General features: G+C 62.9%; 14 protein-coding genes. 1 reads left to right on the top strand and 13 read right to left on the bottom strand.

What is annotated here, in order from left to right; translation table 11 throughout:
- Positions 1-18: 18 nt before the first annotated feature.
- From JM946_RS18290 to JM946_RS18345, 12 genes are all read right to left on the bottom strand, one after another.
- A complete protein-coding gene (locus JM946_RS18290) occupies positions 19-363 on the bottom strand; it encodes a c-type cytochrome (protein ID WP_407700580.1) in 345 nt (114 codons plus the stop codon).
- 83 nt (positions 364-446) lie between these two features.
- Complete coding sequence (locus JM946_RS18295; RefSeq protein ID WP_218042971.1) at positions 447-917, bottom strand: hypothetical protein; 471 nt, start codon at positions 915-917, stop codon at positions 447-449.
- Positions 918-926: 9 nt separating this feature from the next.
- Complete coding sequence (locus tag JM946_RS18300; protein ID WP_203168798.1) at positions 927-2147, bottom strand: c-type cytochrome; 1221 nt, start codon at positions 2145-2147, stop codon at positions 927-929.
- A 3-nt stretch (positions 2148-2150) separates the two neighbouring features.
- Complete coding sequence (locus tag JM946_RS18305) at positions 2151-3413, bottom strand: dicarboxylate/amino acid:cation symporter (protein ID WP_203169232.1); 1263 nt, start codon at positions 3411-3413, stop codon at positions 2151-2153.
- A gap of 74 nt (positions 3414-3487) precedes the next feature.
- Entirely contained in the window at positions 3488-4507 is a 1020-nt protein-coding gene (locus JM946_RS30525; RefSeq protein WP_203168799.1) for an alpha/beta hydrolase, read from the bottom strand.
- Positions 4508-4560: 53 nt separating this feature from the next.
- A complete protein-coding gene (locus tag JM946_RS18315) occupies positions 4561-6567 on the bottom strand; it encodes an outer membrane protein assembly factor BamB family protein (RefSeq protein WP_203168800.1) in 2007 nt (668 codons plus the stop codon).
- The gene (locus JM946_RS18320) at positions 6564-6881 is read right to left on the bottom strand and encodes a c-type cytochrome (RefSeq protein ID WP_203168801.1); all 318 of its coding nucleotides are present in this window, start codon (positions 6879-6881) and stop codon (positions 6564-6566) included. Before JM946_RS18320 ends, JM946_RS18315 begins: the two co-directional genes overlap by 4 nt.
- Before the next feature lie 9 nt (positions 6882-6890).
- On the bottom strand, positions 6891-9773 hold the full coding sequence (locus JM946_RS18325; RefSeq protein ID WP_203168802.1) for a TonB-dependent receptor plug domain-containing protein: 2883 nt from the start codon (positions 9771-9773) through the stop codon (positions 6891-6893).
- 108 nt (positions 9774-9881) lie between these two features.
- On the bottom strand, positions 9882-11231 hold the full coding sequence (locus tag JM946_RS18330; protein ID WP_203168803.1) for a hypothetical protein: 1350 nt from the start codon (positions 11229-11231) through the stop codon (positions 9882-9884).
- Positions 11228-12574, bottom strand: coding sequence for a DUF1552 domain-containing protein (locus JM946_RS18335; protein WP_203168804.1), 1347 nt, complete (start codon positions 12572-12574; stop codon positions 11228-11230). The genes JM946_RS18330 and JM946_RS18335 overlap by 4 nt, the downstream gene beginning before the upstream one ends.
- A gap of 14 nt (positions 12575-12588) precedes the next feature.
- Positions 12589-14259, bottom strand: coding sequence for a DUF1592 domain-containing protein (locus JM946_RS18340; protein ID WP_203168805.1), 1671 nt, complete (start codon positions 14257-14259; stop codon positions 12589-12591).
- Positions 14256-15389, bottom strand: coding sequence for a hypothetical protein (locus tag JM946_RS18345; RefSeq protein WP_203168806.1), 1134 nt, complete (start codon positions 15387-15389; stop codon positions 14256-14258). The genes JM946_RS18340 and JM946_RS18345 overlap by 4 nt, the downstream gene beginning before the upstream one ends.
- A gap of 246 nt (positions 15390-15635) precedes the next feature.
- On the opposite strand from JM946_RS18345, the gene JM946_RS18350 reads away from it, so the two are divergent.
- On the top strand, positions 15636-16064 hold the full coding sequence (locus JM946_RS18350) for a CHRD domain-containing protein (RefSeq protein ID WP_203168807.1): 429 nt from the start codon (positions 15636-15638) through the stop codon (positions 16062-16064).
- Positions 16065-16115: 51 nt separating this feature from the next.
- Here JM946_RS18350 and JM946_RS18355 read toward each other — a convergent pair whose 3' ends face one another.
- Entirely contained in the window at positions 16116-17978 is a 1863-nt protein-coding gene (locus tag JM946_RS18355; protein ID WP_203168808.1) for an amidohydrolase, read from the bottom strand.
- Positions 17979-17983: the final 5 nt, after the last annotated feature.

Below are 17983 nucleotides of genomic sequence, written 5' to 3' on the forward strand. Positions count from 1 at the left end.
CTAAAAGCAGTCCGCCGGCTAACTGGCCGGGCAAGTCGCGGGATCGTTGTTGGCCTGGTGCAGATACGCGATCACATCGGCCCGATCGCCCGCGTCGCTGAAGCCGGCAAAGCCCATCTTGGTGCCGGAGACGTACGTGATTGGCGACGTCAGGAACTCGTCCAGGGTCTGTGCGTCCCACACCAGCCCCGAATCGCGCATGGCTTGAGAGTATTCGAAGTCCGGCACCGTGCCCGCCGGGCGGCCGAAGAGTTGACAATGCATCGGCCCGGCGCCGTTCTGTTGCAAGGAATGGCACGCGGCGCATTGCTGGTACAGCTGCTCGCCACGAGCCGCATCGCCTTTGACGGTCGCCGCCGCCATCGCCGGCCCGTCGCCCGATGAGCCGCCGCAGCCCGCAAGACCTGTCAGCAGGGCGATCCAGACGGCCGAACGCAATGTCGATTTCATGAGCAGTTCTCCAGTCGAGTGGCGTCGTTCCAGCGCAGAGCGAAGTCGGCTAGATTGATCAGATACTCGGTGCAATGGTCGAAGGCGTTGTTCAGGACGGTGACCGACAAGGTCAGCGAGCCGCGGCAGGTAAACACGCGCAGCTCGCCTTTGCTTGGATCCAACGCGGGCGCACTCATGCCTGTCGATCGCGCCGTGGCTTGCAGCTCACGCAAGAGCTGAGGCGTCGCGGGCACCAGGGCCGGCATCGTCACGGCGCTGGCATCGAAATCGATGATGAAGCGGCAGGCGCGACCGTGATGCCAGAAGAGCCGGTGGGTCACGCGGCCGACGCGCGCCTTGCCCAGCTCGAGCCGGCTGAATGCGAATTGCCCCATCAGCTCCTGCAAGGTCTGGTTCACACGCCGGGTCGCGGTCGAGCGCGCCGGGCGGCTGCATGCGTGATCTACAATCGACAAAGTTTGCATCATGTTCTATTACCGTTGCTTCGCCACTTGCTCGGCGGTGACCGCGCCTGCCTTGTTGTTCCATGAGGCGCGAATGAAGCTCGCGAGTTGGGCGACCTCCTCGTCGGTCAACAGGTCCGCGAACGGCTCCATCTTTTTCCACTTGGCCGGCAAGGGCGGCTCGGGCAGCGGCGGTCCATAAAGGATGATGTTGATGAGCGAAGCCGGATCGTTCGCCTGCACGATCGGGCTGTACTTCGCGAGCGCCGTGCCCGTGTCCTCGGATCCCTCGCCGGTCGGCAGGTGACACGTGCCGCAGTGAACGTCGTACACCAACGCACCTGCCGACATCACATCCTCAGACGCAGGCGCCGTCGTATCGCCTTCGTTCGCCGGCACACTCTTCAGATACACGGCCATGGCGTGAACGTCGGCATCGCTCAGGTAACGAGTGCTGTTCATGATCACTTCGTTCATCGGGCCGGAGACGGACACGTGAGCGTTCTTGCCATGCTTCAGATAAGCGGCGATATCCTCGAGCGACCACGCTTGCAGGCCAGTGGCAGCGGAAGTGAGATTGGGCGCCGACCAGGGGCGGATCTCGCCGGTGGGCACGCGATCGAGGTAAGTGCCTCCCGTCATCGCTGCATCCGATCGTTCCGCACCCAGGAGATTCCTGGGCGAATGACACGCCGAGCAATGCCCGAGTCCCTCCACGAGATAGGCGCCGCGATTCCATTCCGGCGTCTTATCGGCGAGCGGCTGATACGGTCCCTCTTCGAAGAACAACGCTTTCCACAGCCCCATCAGCCAGCGCTGGTTGAAGGGAAAGGACATCTCGTTCTCCGGCGGCGACGCGCTCACCGCCGGCACGCTCTTCAAATAGGCGAACAAGGCCGCCGCATCTTGATCGGTCACCTTGGTGTAGGCCGTGTATGGGAACACCGGGTATAGATGCGTGCCGTCGGGTCGCACGCCTTTGCGCAGCGCCTGCGCGAATTGCGCCTCGGTCCAGCTGCCGATGCCGGTCTGCTCGTCCGGTGTGATGTTGGTCGAATAGATCTTGCCGAACGGAGTTTCGAAAGCGACGCCGCCCGCCATCGCCTCGCCGTCAGGCGCCGTGTGGCACGAACCGCAGTTGCCAGCGCGCGCCAGATATTCGCCTCGCTCGATGAGCGGACTGGACGCCAGCGCCGGTAACACCGACACCGACAGCACCCCCGAGGCCAGCCACTTTGCCAATGAGCTCATGCTTCATTCATCCCCACGCCTGCCCAGCGCCGCGTCCATCTTGGCTCGATCCAGCTCGTTCTCCCACCGAGCCACGAAAATCGTCGCGACCCCGTTGCCGATGAAATTGGTGAGCGCGCGACACTCGCTCATGAACCGATCGATGCCCAGGATCAGCGCCATGCCTTCGATGGGAATGGTGGGCACGACGGCAATCGTCGCGGCGAGCGTGACGAACCCGGATCCAGTGACGCCGGCGGCGCCCTTGGAAGTGATCATGGCCACCCCGAGCAACGTCAGCTGCTGCGCCAGTGTGAGATCCGTGTTGGTGGCTTGCGCCACGAACAGCGCCGCCATGGTCATGTAGATGTTGGTGCCGTCCAGGTTGAACGAATAGCCGGCGGGCACCACCAGGCCGACCACCGGCTTGGAACAGCCCATGCGCTCCAGCTTCTGCATCAACGACGGCAATACGCTCTCGGAGGAGCTGGTGCCGAGCACGATCAACAGTTCTTCCTTGATATACGAGATGTAGCGGAAGATGTTGACGCCCACCCATCGGGCAATCATTCCGAGCACCACCACCACGAACAGCAGGGCGGTGAGATAGAACGCGGCGACCAGCTTCAGCAACGGCAACAGCGCCGAGAGGCCATAGCGGCCGATGGTGAAGGCCATCGCGCCAAATGCACCGATGGGCGCGGCCTTCATGATGAAATGGATCAGCTTGAATATCACTTGCGCGACGCTATCGATGCCGGCGCGCACGCCCTCGCCTCGCGGACCCATCGCCGACAGCGACAAGCCGAACAGCACTGCGATCAACAACACCTGCAGTACGTCGCCGCCTACGAACGCACTGATCAGCGTGTCCGGGATGATGTGGAGCACGAAGTCGACCATGCTCTGGTGCTCGGCCTGGCTGGTGTAGCCGCTGATGGCATTGCTGTCGAGCGCGGCGGGATCTGCGTTGAACCCGGCCCCGGGCCGCAACACGTTGGCGACCACCAGGCCGATCATCAGCGCCAGAGTGGAAACGATCTCGAAATACAGGATGGCCTTGCCGCCGACTCGCCCGACCTTCTTTGCATCGTGCATGCCGGAGATGCCCGAGACGACGGTGCAAAAGATCACCACGGGGATGATCATCTTGATGAGCTTGATGAAGCCGTCGCCCAGCGGCTTCATCGCCTCGCCCCACTGCGGATGCAGGACACCGAGCGTGATGCCGATGGCGATCGCCAACAAGACCTGCACATACAGAATCTTGTAGAACGGCTGACTCACGCTGCGCGGCGCGGAGAAACCTTCGACGACTGCGGTGTCCTTCACGATATTCCCCACCCGCCGTGACGGCGCCGTTACGATTGCGAATGAGGCTCGGGCACGAACTTGCGCGTCTGGCCGAAGCCCGACTCGATCCACTCCAGGATCTCGCGACCGAGATAATCGTCGCCCGTGTTGAAGTGGTGATACTCGGTGCCGTGGTTGTGATACTTCAGCTGCACGAAGCGCGGGCAGCGGCCGGCATCGCGCTTACACAGCGCGACGAACAGCTCGCCGGTGGTGGCGGCGAGATTCAACTGCTCGAACTCCGTCATCAGCAGCATGATCGGCACCGTGCTGCCGTTGACGTGATTGACCACGGAGCGCGATGGATAAGTCGCCGGATCCTTGCCGAAGTACGCCTGCACGCCGCCTTGCAGACTCGGATCGTCCGGATCCGAATGCAGCACGTAGCGGCCGCTTTGCAGAATGGCGCCGGCGATGCCCGGCCCGCTGTTCGGTTGGAAACGCCGATCGAAGGTGTACTGAGCGACGTGCGAGGCGCCCGCCGAAGTACCGAACAGATAGATCTTCTCGGGATCGCCGCCGTGCTTGCTCGCATTCTCCTTCAGCCACTTCACCACAGCGGCCACGTCCTGCCCGCCCGAAGGCCACGTGAACTCCGGCGCCAACCGGAAGTCGGCATTCACGCCCAAAAAGCCGTGGCGTGCGAAGTACGTCAGAACGTTTGCGTGCACATAGGGCGTGTTGTCGCGTGCGCCGCCGGTGTAACCGCCGCCATGGAAGAACACCATGACGGGCAGATTGCTCTTGCCCGGAACCTCGTACACGTCGAGCTTCTGCCGCTCATGCTTGCCATACGCGAGATCCTTGGTGACTTTGACACCGCCTTTGGGCGCCTTGGCGTGCAGTTCGTCGTACATGCTTCGCGCGCCGCCGCCATATCCCCAACCCTGTTCGATGAGTTGTTTCTTGATCTGTGGCGGCACGTCCTGCGCGAGGACCGCTGGCGTCACCATGCTCATGAGGCTGGCAACCGCGGCGGCTCGCAAGGTGCGAGCCCAGCGAGCGTTGCTTGAGCTTCGATGTTTCATGATTTCTCCCCACTGTTCTGTTGGTGAAGCTGGGCTGTTGGTGATACATGCGATTACGGCAGCGCCAGCGCGACATACTCGGCTGGCATGTCGGTCCAGCCGAGCGCGACCACGATGTATTGCTTGCCGCCTGACATGTAGGTGATGGGAGCGCCCGAGGTGCCGCCCGGCAGCTGCGTTTCCCACAATGTCTTGCCGGTGGCTTTGTCGAGGGCGCGGAACATCTTGCCGCCGCCCCACGCCGGGATCCGGCTCGGACCGTTGGGCCCGTTCTTGCCTTCACCGATGAACAGCAACGATTTGGTGACCAGCGGCGAGGCCCGATTCTGCGTGCCCAACGGCGGCAGGTTCAGATGTTTCAACAGCGGATGATTGCGCGGCCCGTCGCCATTGGCGACTCGCCACAGGATTTCGCCCTTGTTCATATCGATGGCGACGATGCTGCCGTAAGGCGGTTTGGTGATGGGCAGACGCGTGGGGCCACCCGCCGCGACCGGCCGATTGGGATTCACATCCGCATAGGGAATCTCGACGTTGGTGGTCAGCAGCGGCTCGTTCTTGCGATCGAAGGGATACGGCCCCTTCGTTTTCGCTTCGAGCATGGTGCGCACCGCGTTACGAATCACTGGCACATACAACATGCCGGTTTCCGGATCGAAGCCCGCACCGTTCCAATTGGCGGCACCGGTGGTGCCGGGAAGCATGATCATTTCGCGACCGACGCGCGCCGGGGTGAACAGCGGCACCGAGTCATACTTGCGGAAGATCTCGAGCGCCTGAGCGCGCAGTTCCGGCGTGAAATCGATCAGATCGTTCTCGGTCAGCTGTTGCAGCTCGATGGGCCCGGGCTTGGTGGGAATCGGCTGCGTCGGCGAGTAGTACTCGCCAGGCACATCGCCTTTCGGCACAGGGCGCTCTTCGATGGGCCACACCGGCTTGCCCGTGACGCGATCGAGCACATACACGTAAGCCTGCTTGGACAGCTGCGCCAGCGCCTTGATGCGCTTGCCGTCAACGGTGATGTCCATGAGCACCGGCGGCGCCGGCAGATCGAAGTCCCACAGATCGTGATGAATGGTCTGGAAATGCCACACGCGCTTGCCGGTGCGCACGTCCAGGCACAGCACGGAGTTTCCATACAGGTTGTCGCCCGGGCGCCTGGCGCCATAGAAATCATTGGAAGGCGCTTCGGTCGGGATATAGACGTAGCCGAGCTCGTCGTCGCCGGTGAGCCAGGTCCACGCGCCCGTCAGGCCGTTCACGTCGGCGGATTTGTTCGCCCAAGTGTCATAACCGAACTCTCCGGCGCGCGGCACGACGTGGAAGGTCCACAACAGCTTGCCAGTGCGAACGTCGTAGCCACGAATGTCACCGGGAGGATCGAGCGCCGGTTGAATGCCTTCCGGTACTTTCTTTTCTGCAACCCGCGGCACACCGGCAATGACCACCACATCTCTCACCACCACGGGAAACGAAGTCCACGAGTAGTTCTCCACCGGCGAATTGGGGCGGCTGTCGGCATAGACATTCAGATCGACGCGCCCGCCGTTACCGAAGCCCTGATACCGCTCGCCGGTCTTGGCGTTCACCGCCACCAGATCGGCGCCATCGAGTGCGAACACGCGTGCATCCCTGCCATCGGTCCAATACGCGACGCCGCGGCTCTTACCGCCCCCGGCGCTGGACTTTTTATCGGTCCACACAACTTTGCCGGTTTCCGGATGCAATGCCATGAGCGGGCCTGCGTCGCTGCGCATGTAGAGCAAGCCATCCACCATCAGCGGTGTGTGCTCGTAATTGCTGCCCACCAGTGGCTTGTCTTCACTGCCCAGCACTTCCGGCGGCGAAGCGGATTGACGCCAGACGACTTTGAGCCGATGCACGTTGCTCGCGTTGATCTGGTCGAGCGGGGCGTATTTCTGCGCACCGAGCGTGCCGCCGTAGAACCGCCATTCCCCCACCTTGCCGACCGGGTCGTGAGGCAGGCTGTCGCCACCGGCGAGCGATGCGAAGGTGAGCCCCGCCATTGCAAGCATCGAACAGGAGTTGCGCTTTCTCATTCGTTGGTTCTCTTGCTGAGATAAGCCACGATCGCAGTGAGCTCTGCATCGCTCAGCGCCGCTTTGGGAATGGGCGGCATCTCGCCCTGACCGCCACGCACCACCACGGCGACCTGATCTTCCATGTAGACGAGCGGCACAATGGGCGGCGCCTGGTCCCCCTCGCCGTTCGCGCCATGACACGCCGCGCAGACTCGCGCGAAGGCTGCTTCACCTGCCGGCGCCTCCTCGCTCGGCGAGCCGCTCACCAATTCGGGCGAGGACGCCGTGAACACCACCATCAACAAACTCCACCGCCAGCGCTGCATGCTCATGGGGACCGCCTAGAACTTGAAGCTCAGGCCGGCGCGGAACACGCGGCCCAGCACGTCGAAACGACCGCCCGTTCTCATATAGATGTAGGGCAGCCCGGTGGTGCCGATGGCCGGAATCAACTCCGGATCGGTGCCGAGCAGGTTGCGGACGTTCAGGAACACGCGGCCCTCGCCGGGACCGAATCGATTGAAGGTGTACGACAGCGAGGCGTCGTAGTAGACCGCGCCGTCGATGTGCATCCGGTCCATGGTGCGTTCGAACGTCGTCGAGGTCGGACAGTCGCTCTGGCAGACGATGTAATCGTTGTCGAGCACCGTGCTGCTGAAGCCGCGCGCGGTGAGCGAAGCCTGGAACCGATCGAGCTCGTATCCAAGCGTCGCGTTGACGACTGTCGCGGGCTGAGCCGTCGTGCCTACGATGTCATCGGGCAGCGACAGCCCGTCGTCGGTGATGTTCTTCTCGTAGTGCGTGCCGGCGACCCGGAAGCTCAGATCGCCCTTCCAGTTCGAGACCCAAGAAGACAGCGGAGTGCTGTAGCTCGCGGCAACGTCGATGCCGCTCACGTCCTGCCTGGCAAGGTTGTAGTTGCCCTGCTCCACCGTGGTGATCACGCCATTCACGCGCGTGATCTTGGGACACAGGTCGGGCCGGCCGTTGTAACAGAGATTGATGATCTGGCTGCCACCGATCAAGGAGATGGCGTCCTTCACCTTGATGTCCCAATAGTCCACCGAGAAGCTCAAGCCCGGCGCGAACGAGGGCTGAAACACCACGCCGACCGTCATGCTGTCCGCCTTTTCCGGCGTGAGCCCGAGATTGCCGCGTTGAGTTCGGCCGTGCGTCGGAACCGTGTTGGTCTCAGGGTCGAACGTCGAGGTCAAACCGATGTTCAGCTCCTGGAACAACTCGTTGATGTTCGGCGCGCGAATGTCGCGAGAGACGGTGCCGCGGAATCTCACATCCGGAACCGGCGAGTACGTCAGACCCACCTTCCAGGTCTCGACGCTGCCAGAGATTTCGTAGTCGGTGGCGCGGAACGCTGCCGACAGGTCGAGGCTGTCGACCAACGGCAGATCGGCCGCGAGCGGCACGAGCGTTTCGATGGCAGCCTCGGACACGTGATAGCCCGCATCCAAAGGAATCAAGTTGCCCGAGCGCCAGCCGCCGACCTGCGACACAGGATCGGAAGTAACAGTCGCCTCTTCCTTGCGATGCTCGGCGCTCAACGCCACCGACACCGGCCCTGCCCAGTTCGAGAACGGCTCTCCGGTGATGGAGGCGGAATACACCGTCTGCTTGGTGGTTTGATCCGCGTGCGCAGTGCCGAGCAGGTAGGCTCGGGCTTCGTCGCTGTTCACACCGATGCCCATCGGATTCCAGGGCACGCAGCCGTTGGTTGGATCGGTCAGCGTGGATCGGCACACGGTCTGGCCGGTGTTGGGATCGCGAACTGCGTCCAGCGCGAGCGCGTATCGGGCGTTGTTCTCTACGTTGTATGTATTGTATGAGCTGGACGTTTCACCCAACTGAGCATAGAAGTTCCACGACCAGCGCGTGCTGAGCATGTCGAGCTTGCCTTCGGCGCCCACCACGAAGCGATTCGCGGCGCGTGTGGTGCCGACGGGAATGTCGCCCATGTCGGCGTTCATCGTGCCGATGCGGAAGCTGGCGATCCCTTGCGCCGTCATCGCGTCCTGCACGGATGCGGGAATGAATGGATTGCCCGATCTCACTGTCGGCCCCGCGCCGACTTGATAGTGCGGGAACGCAATGCCGAGAGTCTCCGACACGCCGCGTGAAGCCTGCGCGAAGACATTGAGGTTATCGGTGATGTCGTAAGAGACGCGGGTGAAAATGTTCCGCCGTTCCTCGGTGGGCGCCAGGCTGTACGAGTTGTGCGTGGGCGTGCTGAGATAATCGCCACCCGACATGAAGTTGTCGCGAGGCACGCCGACGCCATAGTTGAATTGGTAGGGCACGCCGCCCGGCCCGAAGGCCGTGCCTCGCAGTGGCCCGGAGGTGATGATGCCGCCGTGAGTCGCTTGCCCCAGCCACACGTTGTCGGCAAGCAGGAACTCCGGTTCGCCGTTGGTGCCGTTGTAGTTGGGATTGACGTAGTAGTTGCGGGTGCTGGCCGCCCAGCCACGCTTGCCTGTGCCGTGCACGCCGTCGTCGTCGACCATTTCACCGCTCAACAACACGTGGCCACGGCCTTGGGCGAACGGGAAACCGGCCGCGAGCTCGACTTTCCAGTTGCGACCGTCGTCATAATTGGTCGAGGCCGCCGACGCTTCCCCCTTGAAGCCGGTGTACTTGCGATCCAGAACGAAGTTCACCACGCCCGCGACGGCGTCCGATCCATAAACCGCCGAGGCGCCGCCGGTCACTGTCTCGACACGTGAGATCAGCTGCTGCGGGAAATTGTTTGTATCGACGATGCCGGTCGCGGTCGCCGGCACCGAGCGCTGTCCGTCCAGCAACACCAGCGTCCGATTGCCGCCCAGATTTCGCAAGGCCACGCCGGAGATGCCGGCCGTATTGGAGCTGGGAGTTCTCGCGCCCGAGGCGACGGTGAGACTGCCGCCGAACGCGGGCATGGTGTTGAGTGTTTGAGTGACGCTGACGTCGGCGGTTTGAGCGAGCAGCGCTTCGTCCACGACGGACAAAGGAGTCGGCGCCTCGTAGCCATCGACGCGCACGATGCGTGAGCCGGTGACGACGACCTCTTCCGCCTTGGTCGGCAACATCACGTCGGCTGCCGCAGCCGTCGCCGGCGTGGCTTGCGCGACCATCTCCGCACTCGCCTCCTGTGCAAACACGTTGCCGCCGCAGTGGGCGCTCAACGCAACGGCGATGGCGAACCTCAACTTATACGATGCCTCGATGCTCATGATGTCCCCCTGCTCTGTTTCGGATCGCCGTTTCGCGAATTTCGGCGCGCAGCGACCCGGACCCGGCGCTTTGCAGCGCCGGAGTTATTCGATGCCTGTGCGATACGGTTAGTTGACTAGCGCCGCGGAGCGCCAGAAGAAACTCGAGCCGGCGCGATCCGACCCTTCGGAGTCGCCTCCGGTGGTGAGCGATAGATCGACCTTGCCTGCCACGTCGCCATAGACCACCACATACTGGTTGTTCCCTTCGAGATCGCCGACCTTCTTGTCGCCGACGAAGGTGTAGAGCGGCGCGCCCTTGTAGGCCCACTGCCGCACGCCGTTGTCAGCCCGTGTTTCTATCTCCCAGAACCCCGAAGGCTGAGCGTTCGCGTCGGCCACCAGCGGTCGCCACTGCTCCAGACACGCATCGATGCAACCTCGGGTCCCCACATGTTTCGCATCTGCGTATGGGTAGCTGTAACCATCCCGGCTCAAGCGGCCGCCGTACTGCAATCGATAACCAAGCTGCGTGTACAAGGTGAGGCCCTTGTCAGTCATCATGACCGGGCCGCGTGCCGTGACAAATCGAATATCCACCGAGGGCGGCATGAAGTTCGCGTAGGCCAGCGCGGCATGCACGTCCTCGGCCGCGTTCAAGCCATTCAAGTCGGTGGGCGAGTAATCGCCGCGATAGGTGTAGAGCAAATATCCCTTGTAGGCCCATTGCCGCCGCCCGTCCGCGCGACGCGTGACGAGGGAGAAATCTCCCATCGGAATGGCCAGCCCCGGCGCGTCGAGCGGCGCCCAGGATGCGGCTTGCTCCCCTTTGGGTGGCCTGCTCATCGCATAGATGACCATGCCTGTGTTGGAAGTGACGAACACGTAGCCGTTGGCGACGGAATGGCTGCGGAGTCTGATACCGGCGGGGATCGCCATCGTTTGATCGGGCGCGAACGCAGCGCGCTTCCAGTCCGGATCGGGTGAGTAAAGCGGGCTGCCCGGATCGAACAACGCCGGATCGCGCGCGCGACTGCCGCCGAGCGGCGAGCCATCGGATTTGGTGTCCGGCGGATCTTCTCCGGCAAAGGTGTGCAGGGGCTTGCCCTGATACACCCATTGTTTGCTGCCGTCTTCCCGCGCCATGATCGACCAATCGCCCGAAGCCACGGCGTTCGCCTCTGCTGTGAAGGGTGGAAACTTCGCTGCGCATTCGCCGGTGCAAGCTGTCGTGCCGGGCGTCCGGTCTGCGTTGTACGTGTAAAGCGCGTTGCCCGTAGCGTCGCCGAGCCGTTGCCAAAGGAACTGGCCGCTCGAGCTCACCACATCGACGATGGTCACGCCGATCGGCACCGAGGGCGGCGGCGACCACGCCTCCACCGAGCGGCTGTCGAGCACGTCGCGCGACATCAGGAAATATGCGCCAGCAGCAGCGATGACCACGCCTGCTCCGACCAGCAACGCGGGCTTCACATTCACGCCAACACCTCCGAGATCGGGCTGGTGACTCGATTCGATCCGACGCCCCAGCTGCTGGTCTGCACGCCCATCGCCTGCTGGATGGTCAGGCCGACTCGCGTCACCTGATCGCCCGGGCGCCCGATGTGCATGCCGGTTTTGATTCGCCCGCCGCCATTGCCGAAAGTGATGATGGGATAGTTGCGAACCGAGTGCAGGCGCGGTGCGCCGTGATCCGTGAATGCGAACACCACCATGCTGTCGAGCAAGGTGCGATCACCCTCCTTGATGCCGTCCAGCCGGCTGACGAAGCGCGCCAGTGCGTTCATATAATTATCGGTGAACCAGCGGCACACCGGCTGGTAGCCCAGCTTCGGATCGATCTGTTCCTCGTGCGTGTGGGTGTGATGCGCCGTGGCGTCGCCGTCCTTTCGCAAACCCGATTGCGGACGTGAGATCGCCAGATTCACCACATTCGTTTGACCGCAAGCGAGCGCATGCGCAAGCAATCCGGCAAACAGATCGGCGCGCTCCACGGCGTCCATCGACAGCGTGACGGCGGGCTCCTTGTCCATGGGCAGCGGCTTCGGGATGGAACAGGACGGCAGCGGCTCGGGCTTCTTCAGCTGCACCTCGAGCTTCTGCTCGAGTTCCCGCAAGGAGGTGAAATAGTTGTCGAGCTTCTCGCGATCGGCCGGGCCCAGCCGCTTCATCAACGCCTGCCGCTCCTCGGTGATGCCCGAGAGCACGCTCTTCTTCAGCATGACCTCCGGATCCGGTGTGAACTCCGCTGCGTTCGGATCCTTGAATTCCGCACCGAACACGCGGCTGTACAGCGCGACAGGCGAAATTTCCGCCGGTTGCACGCCACTGTCGGGCCGTGCGCTCCAGCAGTCTCGCGGGCTGCCGGCGCACGCGACTTCGATCGAGCGGAAGCGCGACCCTTTACCGATCACTTCGCTGATCAACGCATCGATGCTGCCGAGATATTCGCGCGAGTTGGCGACCTTGCCGGTCATCAGACCTTGCAGGCCGGTGAAGTGCACGTTGTTGGACTGGCCGTCCAGAAACACCTGGCCCCCGGTGAAGAAGTTCATCTTCTTCTGCAGCGGTTTCAAGGGCGCCATTTGCGGCGGCAAGGTGTAGTTCACGCCGGTGGCTTTGGGCGTCCAATCGTCCTCACCGAGCCCGAGCGGCCAATACCAAGTCGCGAAGCGTGCCGGCAGCGGCGCGCCCGTGGAGGCGAACGCGGTACCGTTGGTGTTCAGCACACAGTCCAGCAGCGGCAGCCCTACCGTGACTGCGCTACCAGCCAGCATTCCGCGAAGGAGTCGGCGACGAGTGATCTGGCGACCGGATTTCATTGCGTCTTCTCCTGTTACCGTGCCGTGACGAGTTGAGTGGCCTGGGGCGGTACGCTGAACAGCGCATCGCTGAGCGCCACTTCGCGCAGCAGCTCGACGAAGTTGTATCTGTTGTCGGCGAACTCGGCCTGAATGCGCTTCAGCTCCGCATCGCCGCGGCGAGGCGTCCGCCCCGATGCATACGCGACGGCTCGCGTCGCTACGCAAGCGGTCAACGCGGGATCCGAGCGCAGTGCCTTGGCGAGGCCGACCGGTCCGTCGAACTTGGTGCCGTTCAATTCACCGCTGGTATCGATCTGGGCGCCGTTCTCGGTCGTGCGAAAGCCGCCCGCGCTATCGAAGTTTTCCAGCGCCAGGCCGATGGGATCGGTGATCTTGTGACATCCCGAACACGCCGCATCGGTCGCATGCGCGCCCAGCCGCTCACGTGCCGTCCTGTACACCGGATGGTTGGTGTCCTGGACCACTGCAAAACTCACATCGGCCGGCGGCGAAGGCACTGCCTGACAGAGCAGATATTCTCGCAACGCCTTGCCGCGATCCGTCGGCGAGGAGCGGCCGGAAGGCGAATGCAGCGCTACGAAGCTTGCATGCGAAAGAATGCCGGCGCGCGGATCGTCGGCAGGAAAGCTGTAAGGAATCCAGCGCTCGGGTTGCCCGTTGTCGGTGGTGTCGACGATGGGAATTCCGTAGAGCGCCGCCAGCGAGCGAGTCAGGAACGTGTCGGGCGTGGTGAACAGATCCCGATAATCGCCCTGGCGCACCACTAGCAGGTCGACGATGGTCCGCAGCGTCTGCTCCTGCGCCTGATCGATCACTCGAGGCGTGAAGCGCGGGAAGAACATCGGATCCTTGGCCAACGTTTCGAATTCGCTGAAGCCGAGCATGTCGGAGAAGAACGCGCGTACCCCGTTCTCCAGACTGGGCGACGCCAGCATCCGATCGACCTGGCGCCTCAAACCTTTCTTGGTATGGATCTCGCCGTTCTCCGCGGCGCTGAGCAGTGCATCGTCGGGCGGCGCATTCCACAGGAAGAAACTCAGCACCGACGCCTTGGAATAGCCATCCAGGCGCAACTTGCCGTTCTGCTCCGGGTCGGGCTCGAAAGTTTTGTAGACATAGAGGAAGTTCGGCGACAACAGCATGTTGCCGAGTGCGCCGGCGAGCCCGGCGTAGAAGTCGTGCTTCGCCTGGCTGACGATGCCGGCCAGCTTCACGGACGCTGCAATCTCCTCCTCCGTCAGCGCACGACGATAGAGCAAGCGACCGGCGGCGCTCAGGAACTGACGCGCGCAGGCTTCGTCGCTCGCTGTCGCCGAGGCAGGCTTGCAGGGGATCAGAGTATCGCGGTTGCGCTCGTCGACCACTTGCGCGGCGATGTTTTCAGCAAGCTCGTCGTAGCGCTCGACGCCCGAGGCAGAGATGCTCGCGGTACGCGCGCCGATGGTGAGCAACCCATCCTGCCGATACTCGGGATCGAAACGACCCGTGATGGAGATGGAGGGCCCAAACACTTCGACAATGGTCTGGCGATACTGGCCCGGGCCCAGCCGCCAGGACAAAGGAGCGTTGGCGGACGCAGGCGCCGAAGCTGCGGCTGATACATCCTGCGCTAGCAACCAACCGCTCAACACCGAGGCTGCCGCGGCTGCCGTCGAGAATGTCGGCTTCATGAGTTTGTTCATTTCGTAGAATCCGCGCTGGCGACCTGCGCCGGTGGGTGGGCCGGCAGCACGGCGTTGGCCACGATCTTGCCGTCGAGCGTGCTCAGATAAGCCGGCACGGCTTCGATGCGCCAGGTCGAGGAGATCTCCTCGTTCTGCCCGGTCTGCGGATCGGGGCTGGCGTCGGCCATCTTCTTCACCGCGTGATAGATGCCGATGGAATCGCCGCCGTGACCGGGACGCGAGGTGATCATGTAAGAGAAACGTTCGCGGCTGAAATAGCCGCCCCAGTAGCCCTCCAGTTGACCGTCGGGCTTCAACTTCATGCGCATGTGCGCGTTACGCAGCGCAATCTCCGGATAGAACGGCATCTCCGCCTGCAGATAGATGTCCTTGGGCGTGATGGTGATCACCCCGTTCTTCAGCTCGCCTTCCAGCACATTGTGAGATTTGGGCGAAGGGTCGAGGGCGTAGCTGGCGCTGCTCATGATGTTGCCCGCAGCGTCGCGCTCCAGATGCTGGGTCACGCGATTCAGCGTGATCGAAACTTTGCCGTCTTTGCTGAAATCCTCCGCCGTGATCATGATGGCGAAGCCGGGCGATGTTTCGACCATGGCGTTCCACGACACCTCTTCGGGAAACGGCATGGCCGGCGGCTCGGCGCGGAACGAGGCCGTGCAGCCGATCGCGCGCCACAACTGATTGTCGACCTTCTCGCCCGTTTCAGGATCGATGAACTTGTGGGCCTCGTTCTTGCCGCCCAGATCGAAACCGTAGGCGAATTTGCCAGACACGGTTTCAATGTCGGGATCGGGCACCGCGTCGGGATAGTTGTAGATGCTGACGTTCTTGCCGTTGACCACGGCGCGCATGCTGAGCTTGTCCCGCAGCGGTCCCGACACTTCACCGCCCTCGGCGAGCTTGGTCGCTTCGGCCTTCGAGTAGCCGATGCTCATCAGATCCCGGATCATCCACTCGGCGCCGCCGCCGTTCTTGTTCTGCGGACAGCTGGATTTGAAGTCTTTGACGTAGGTGGCGGTGCCGAACCAGCTGATCACGTAACCGCGGGTCTCGGCATGGGCCGGCGCGATTCCGGCGGCGGCAAGAGCGGCGAACGACGCGCCCTTGCAAAGCGCAGTGACTTTTCTCATCGACCCCCCGAAGCATCTTTCGCAGGAATCGCGGCGTGTTGCCTGCGTCCCTGTTGCGATCCACCATACTCGGGGGGCTGGCCTGTCGGGAGATGTATAACGAGACGAGTTCGGTGTCCTGCAGACACCAGGAATCCTGGCTGGCGTCGGCGTTGTGAATTTACTTATGCTGCCTCGTCCGCCGCTCGGGCAAAGTGAGCGCGGTTCTCGAACCATCCGACTCAAAACATGCGCAGGAGTATCACGATGAAGGCTTTATCTGCCGTGATTACCAGGACATTGGCCCTGTCATCATTGGCCCTGTCATTGACCATGGGCGCCAATCTGGCGTTGGCCGGGGAGGTCAAGCTGACGGGCGCCGAGGAAGTCCCGGCGGTCACCACGTCCGCCACGGGCACCGGGAATATCACGGTCAAAAGTGACAAATCGGTCAGCGGCAGCGTCAAGACCACGGGCGTCAACGGCATAGCCGCCCACATCCATGTGGCGCCGAAAGGCAAGAACGGCCCACCCATCATCACGCTGGTGAAGTCCGGGGACGACACCTGGCTGGTGCCGGAAGGCGCCAAGCTCACCGATGAACAGTACGCCAGCTACCAGGCTGGCGATCTGTACATCAACGTGCACAGTCCCGAGCACAAGCCCGGCGAGATCCGCGCCCAGCTGAAGCCGTAGACAGTACGGCTCGCACACTGCGCGAAATGCCGCGCAGTGTGCGAATCCCGATCACCAAACATCGCCATCTTCGCCCGAATAGTGACAATGCACGTCGGCGGCGGACATCACGCAATCCGACGTGAGCCGAGCGTGGGTGAGCCGGGGCCGAGCCGATCCATCATCTCGCCAAACGACACGGCCGCCGATGATGTTGGTCTTCACTGCCAGTGAGCGGATCTGTTCCGGGTCGATGCTGAAGATGTCCTGGTCGAGCACGATCATGTCGGCGAGCTTGCCCGGCTCGAGCGTGCCGCGCTGCCGCTCGTCGAAAGTCATATAGGCGGTGCCGACCGTCGCCGCGTGCAGCGCCTCTTCCAAGGAGAGACGCTCCTGGGCTCCATACACCTTGCCATCGACGCCACGACGCGTGACGGCAGCGTAGAGCGCGACGATCGGTCCATCCGGAAGATTGTCGGTGCCGAACGAAATCGGAATGCCCAGCGACTTCAGCGAACGCAGCGGGTTGTTGTACGGCAGCTTCTGCGGCGACAACGCCATGGCGTAGAACGACGCCAAGGTGTGCGTAAAATTGGGCTGCATGGCGGCGAGAAAATGATTGTCCTTGATCTTTTGCAGGATCTCCTGCGGCGGCTTCACCGAGATGTGATGCAAATAATGCCGCGCGTTCGGACGGGGATTCTCCTTCACGATGCGCTCCATGACGTGCACCGTGCGGATGATCCCCTGATCGCCGATGGCGTGAATGCCGAGCTGCCAGCCGAGATCGTGAGCGCGCTTGGCGACGCGATACAGCGCGTCCTCGGGAATGCGCTCCACGCCACGATAGCCGGGCCGCGTTCGATACTCATCCACCAGCCACGCCGCCTGGCCGCCCATGCCGCCGTCCACGCTCATCTTGATGGCGCCGAGCTTGATGCGATCGTTGCCGAAGCCGGTACGGAACGACAACGATTCGATCTCGGCGATACTGCTTTCCGCGCCCTTCGATGGATCGTCATAGCTGTCGTAGCCAGGGCTCAATCGGATCTGGATGGTGGCGCGCGGCAGCGTCTCGCCTTCCTGCTCGTATAACTTCTGCATCAGCCTAAGATCGTCGCCAGGACGCATTCCCGGAACATTCAAGCTCGTCACACCCAGCGCCAGCTGATCGCGCAGTCGCTTGCGCAGGTTGTGCATCCCCTCCTCGTCCGTAAGCTTGGGCTCCGGCACATGTCGCATCACCAGCCGTCGCGCCGACGACTCGCGCAGCACACCGTTGGGCTCGCCCTTGTCGTTCCGTTCGATGACGCCGCCGCCTGGCTGCGGCGTCTGCCTGGAAATGCCGGCGATCTGCAAGGCCTTCGAGTTCACCAATGTGATATGCGCGCCTCGCGTCAGCGCCACGGGATGATCCGGGGTGACGCTGTCGAGATCCCAGCGCGTCGGCAAGGCGGATTCTGGAAAAGGCTCGACGGCGCCCGTGCCGTGCGGCACCGTCGCAACAATCCAGGCGCCGCTGGGTAGAGTCGCAGCGTGCGCCTTCAAGCGCTGCTGCAGGTCCTTCAGCCCGGTCACCGTGCTCAGATCCAGCGAGTCCTTCGGCTGCGAGCCGCGATCCGCATTCACATGCACGTGATTGTCATAGAGACCCGGCAGCACCGTTTGTCCGCCGAGATCCTCGTACCTGGTGGCAGGAACGGCGAGCGCCCGCATCTCGGCGACTGATCCCGTCGCGAGCACTCGACCGTCCTTCACCGCGACGGCCTCGACGAACTTACCCGGCACGCCGACATAGATCTTGCCGTTCTGGAAGATCGTGTCGGGTTCGCCCAGCCGCTGCGCCGACGCGTGATGGCCGATGGGGACGCTGGCCGTTGCCAGCACCAACGTCGCCGCGAGTCGCAGCACTGCAACGTCAGCGGATTTTTTCATGTGCG

Source organism: Steroidobacter gossypii (genome assembly GCF_016801985.1).
In the GTDB taxonomy this organism is placed as follows: Bacteria; Pseudomonadota; Gammaproteobacteria; order Steroidobacterales; family Steroidobacteraceae; genus Steroidobacter; species Steroidobacter gossypii.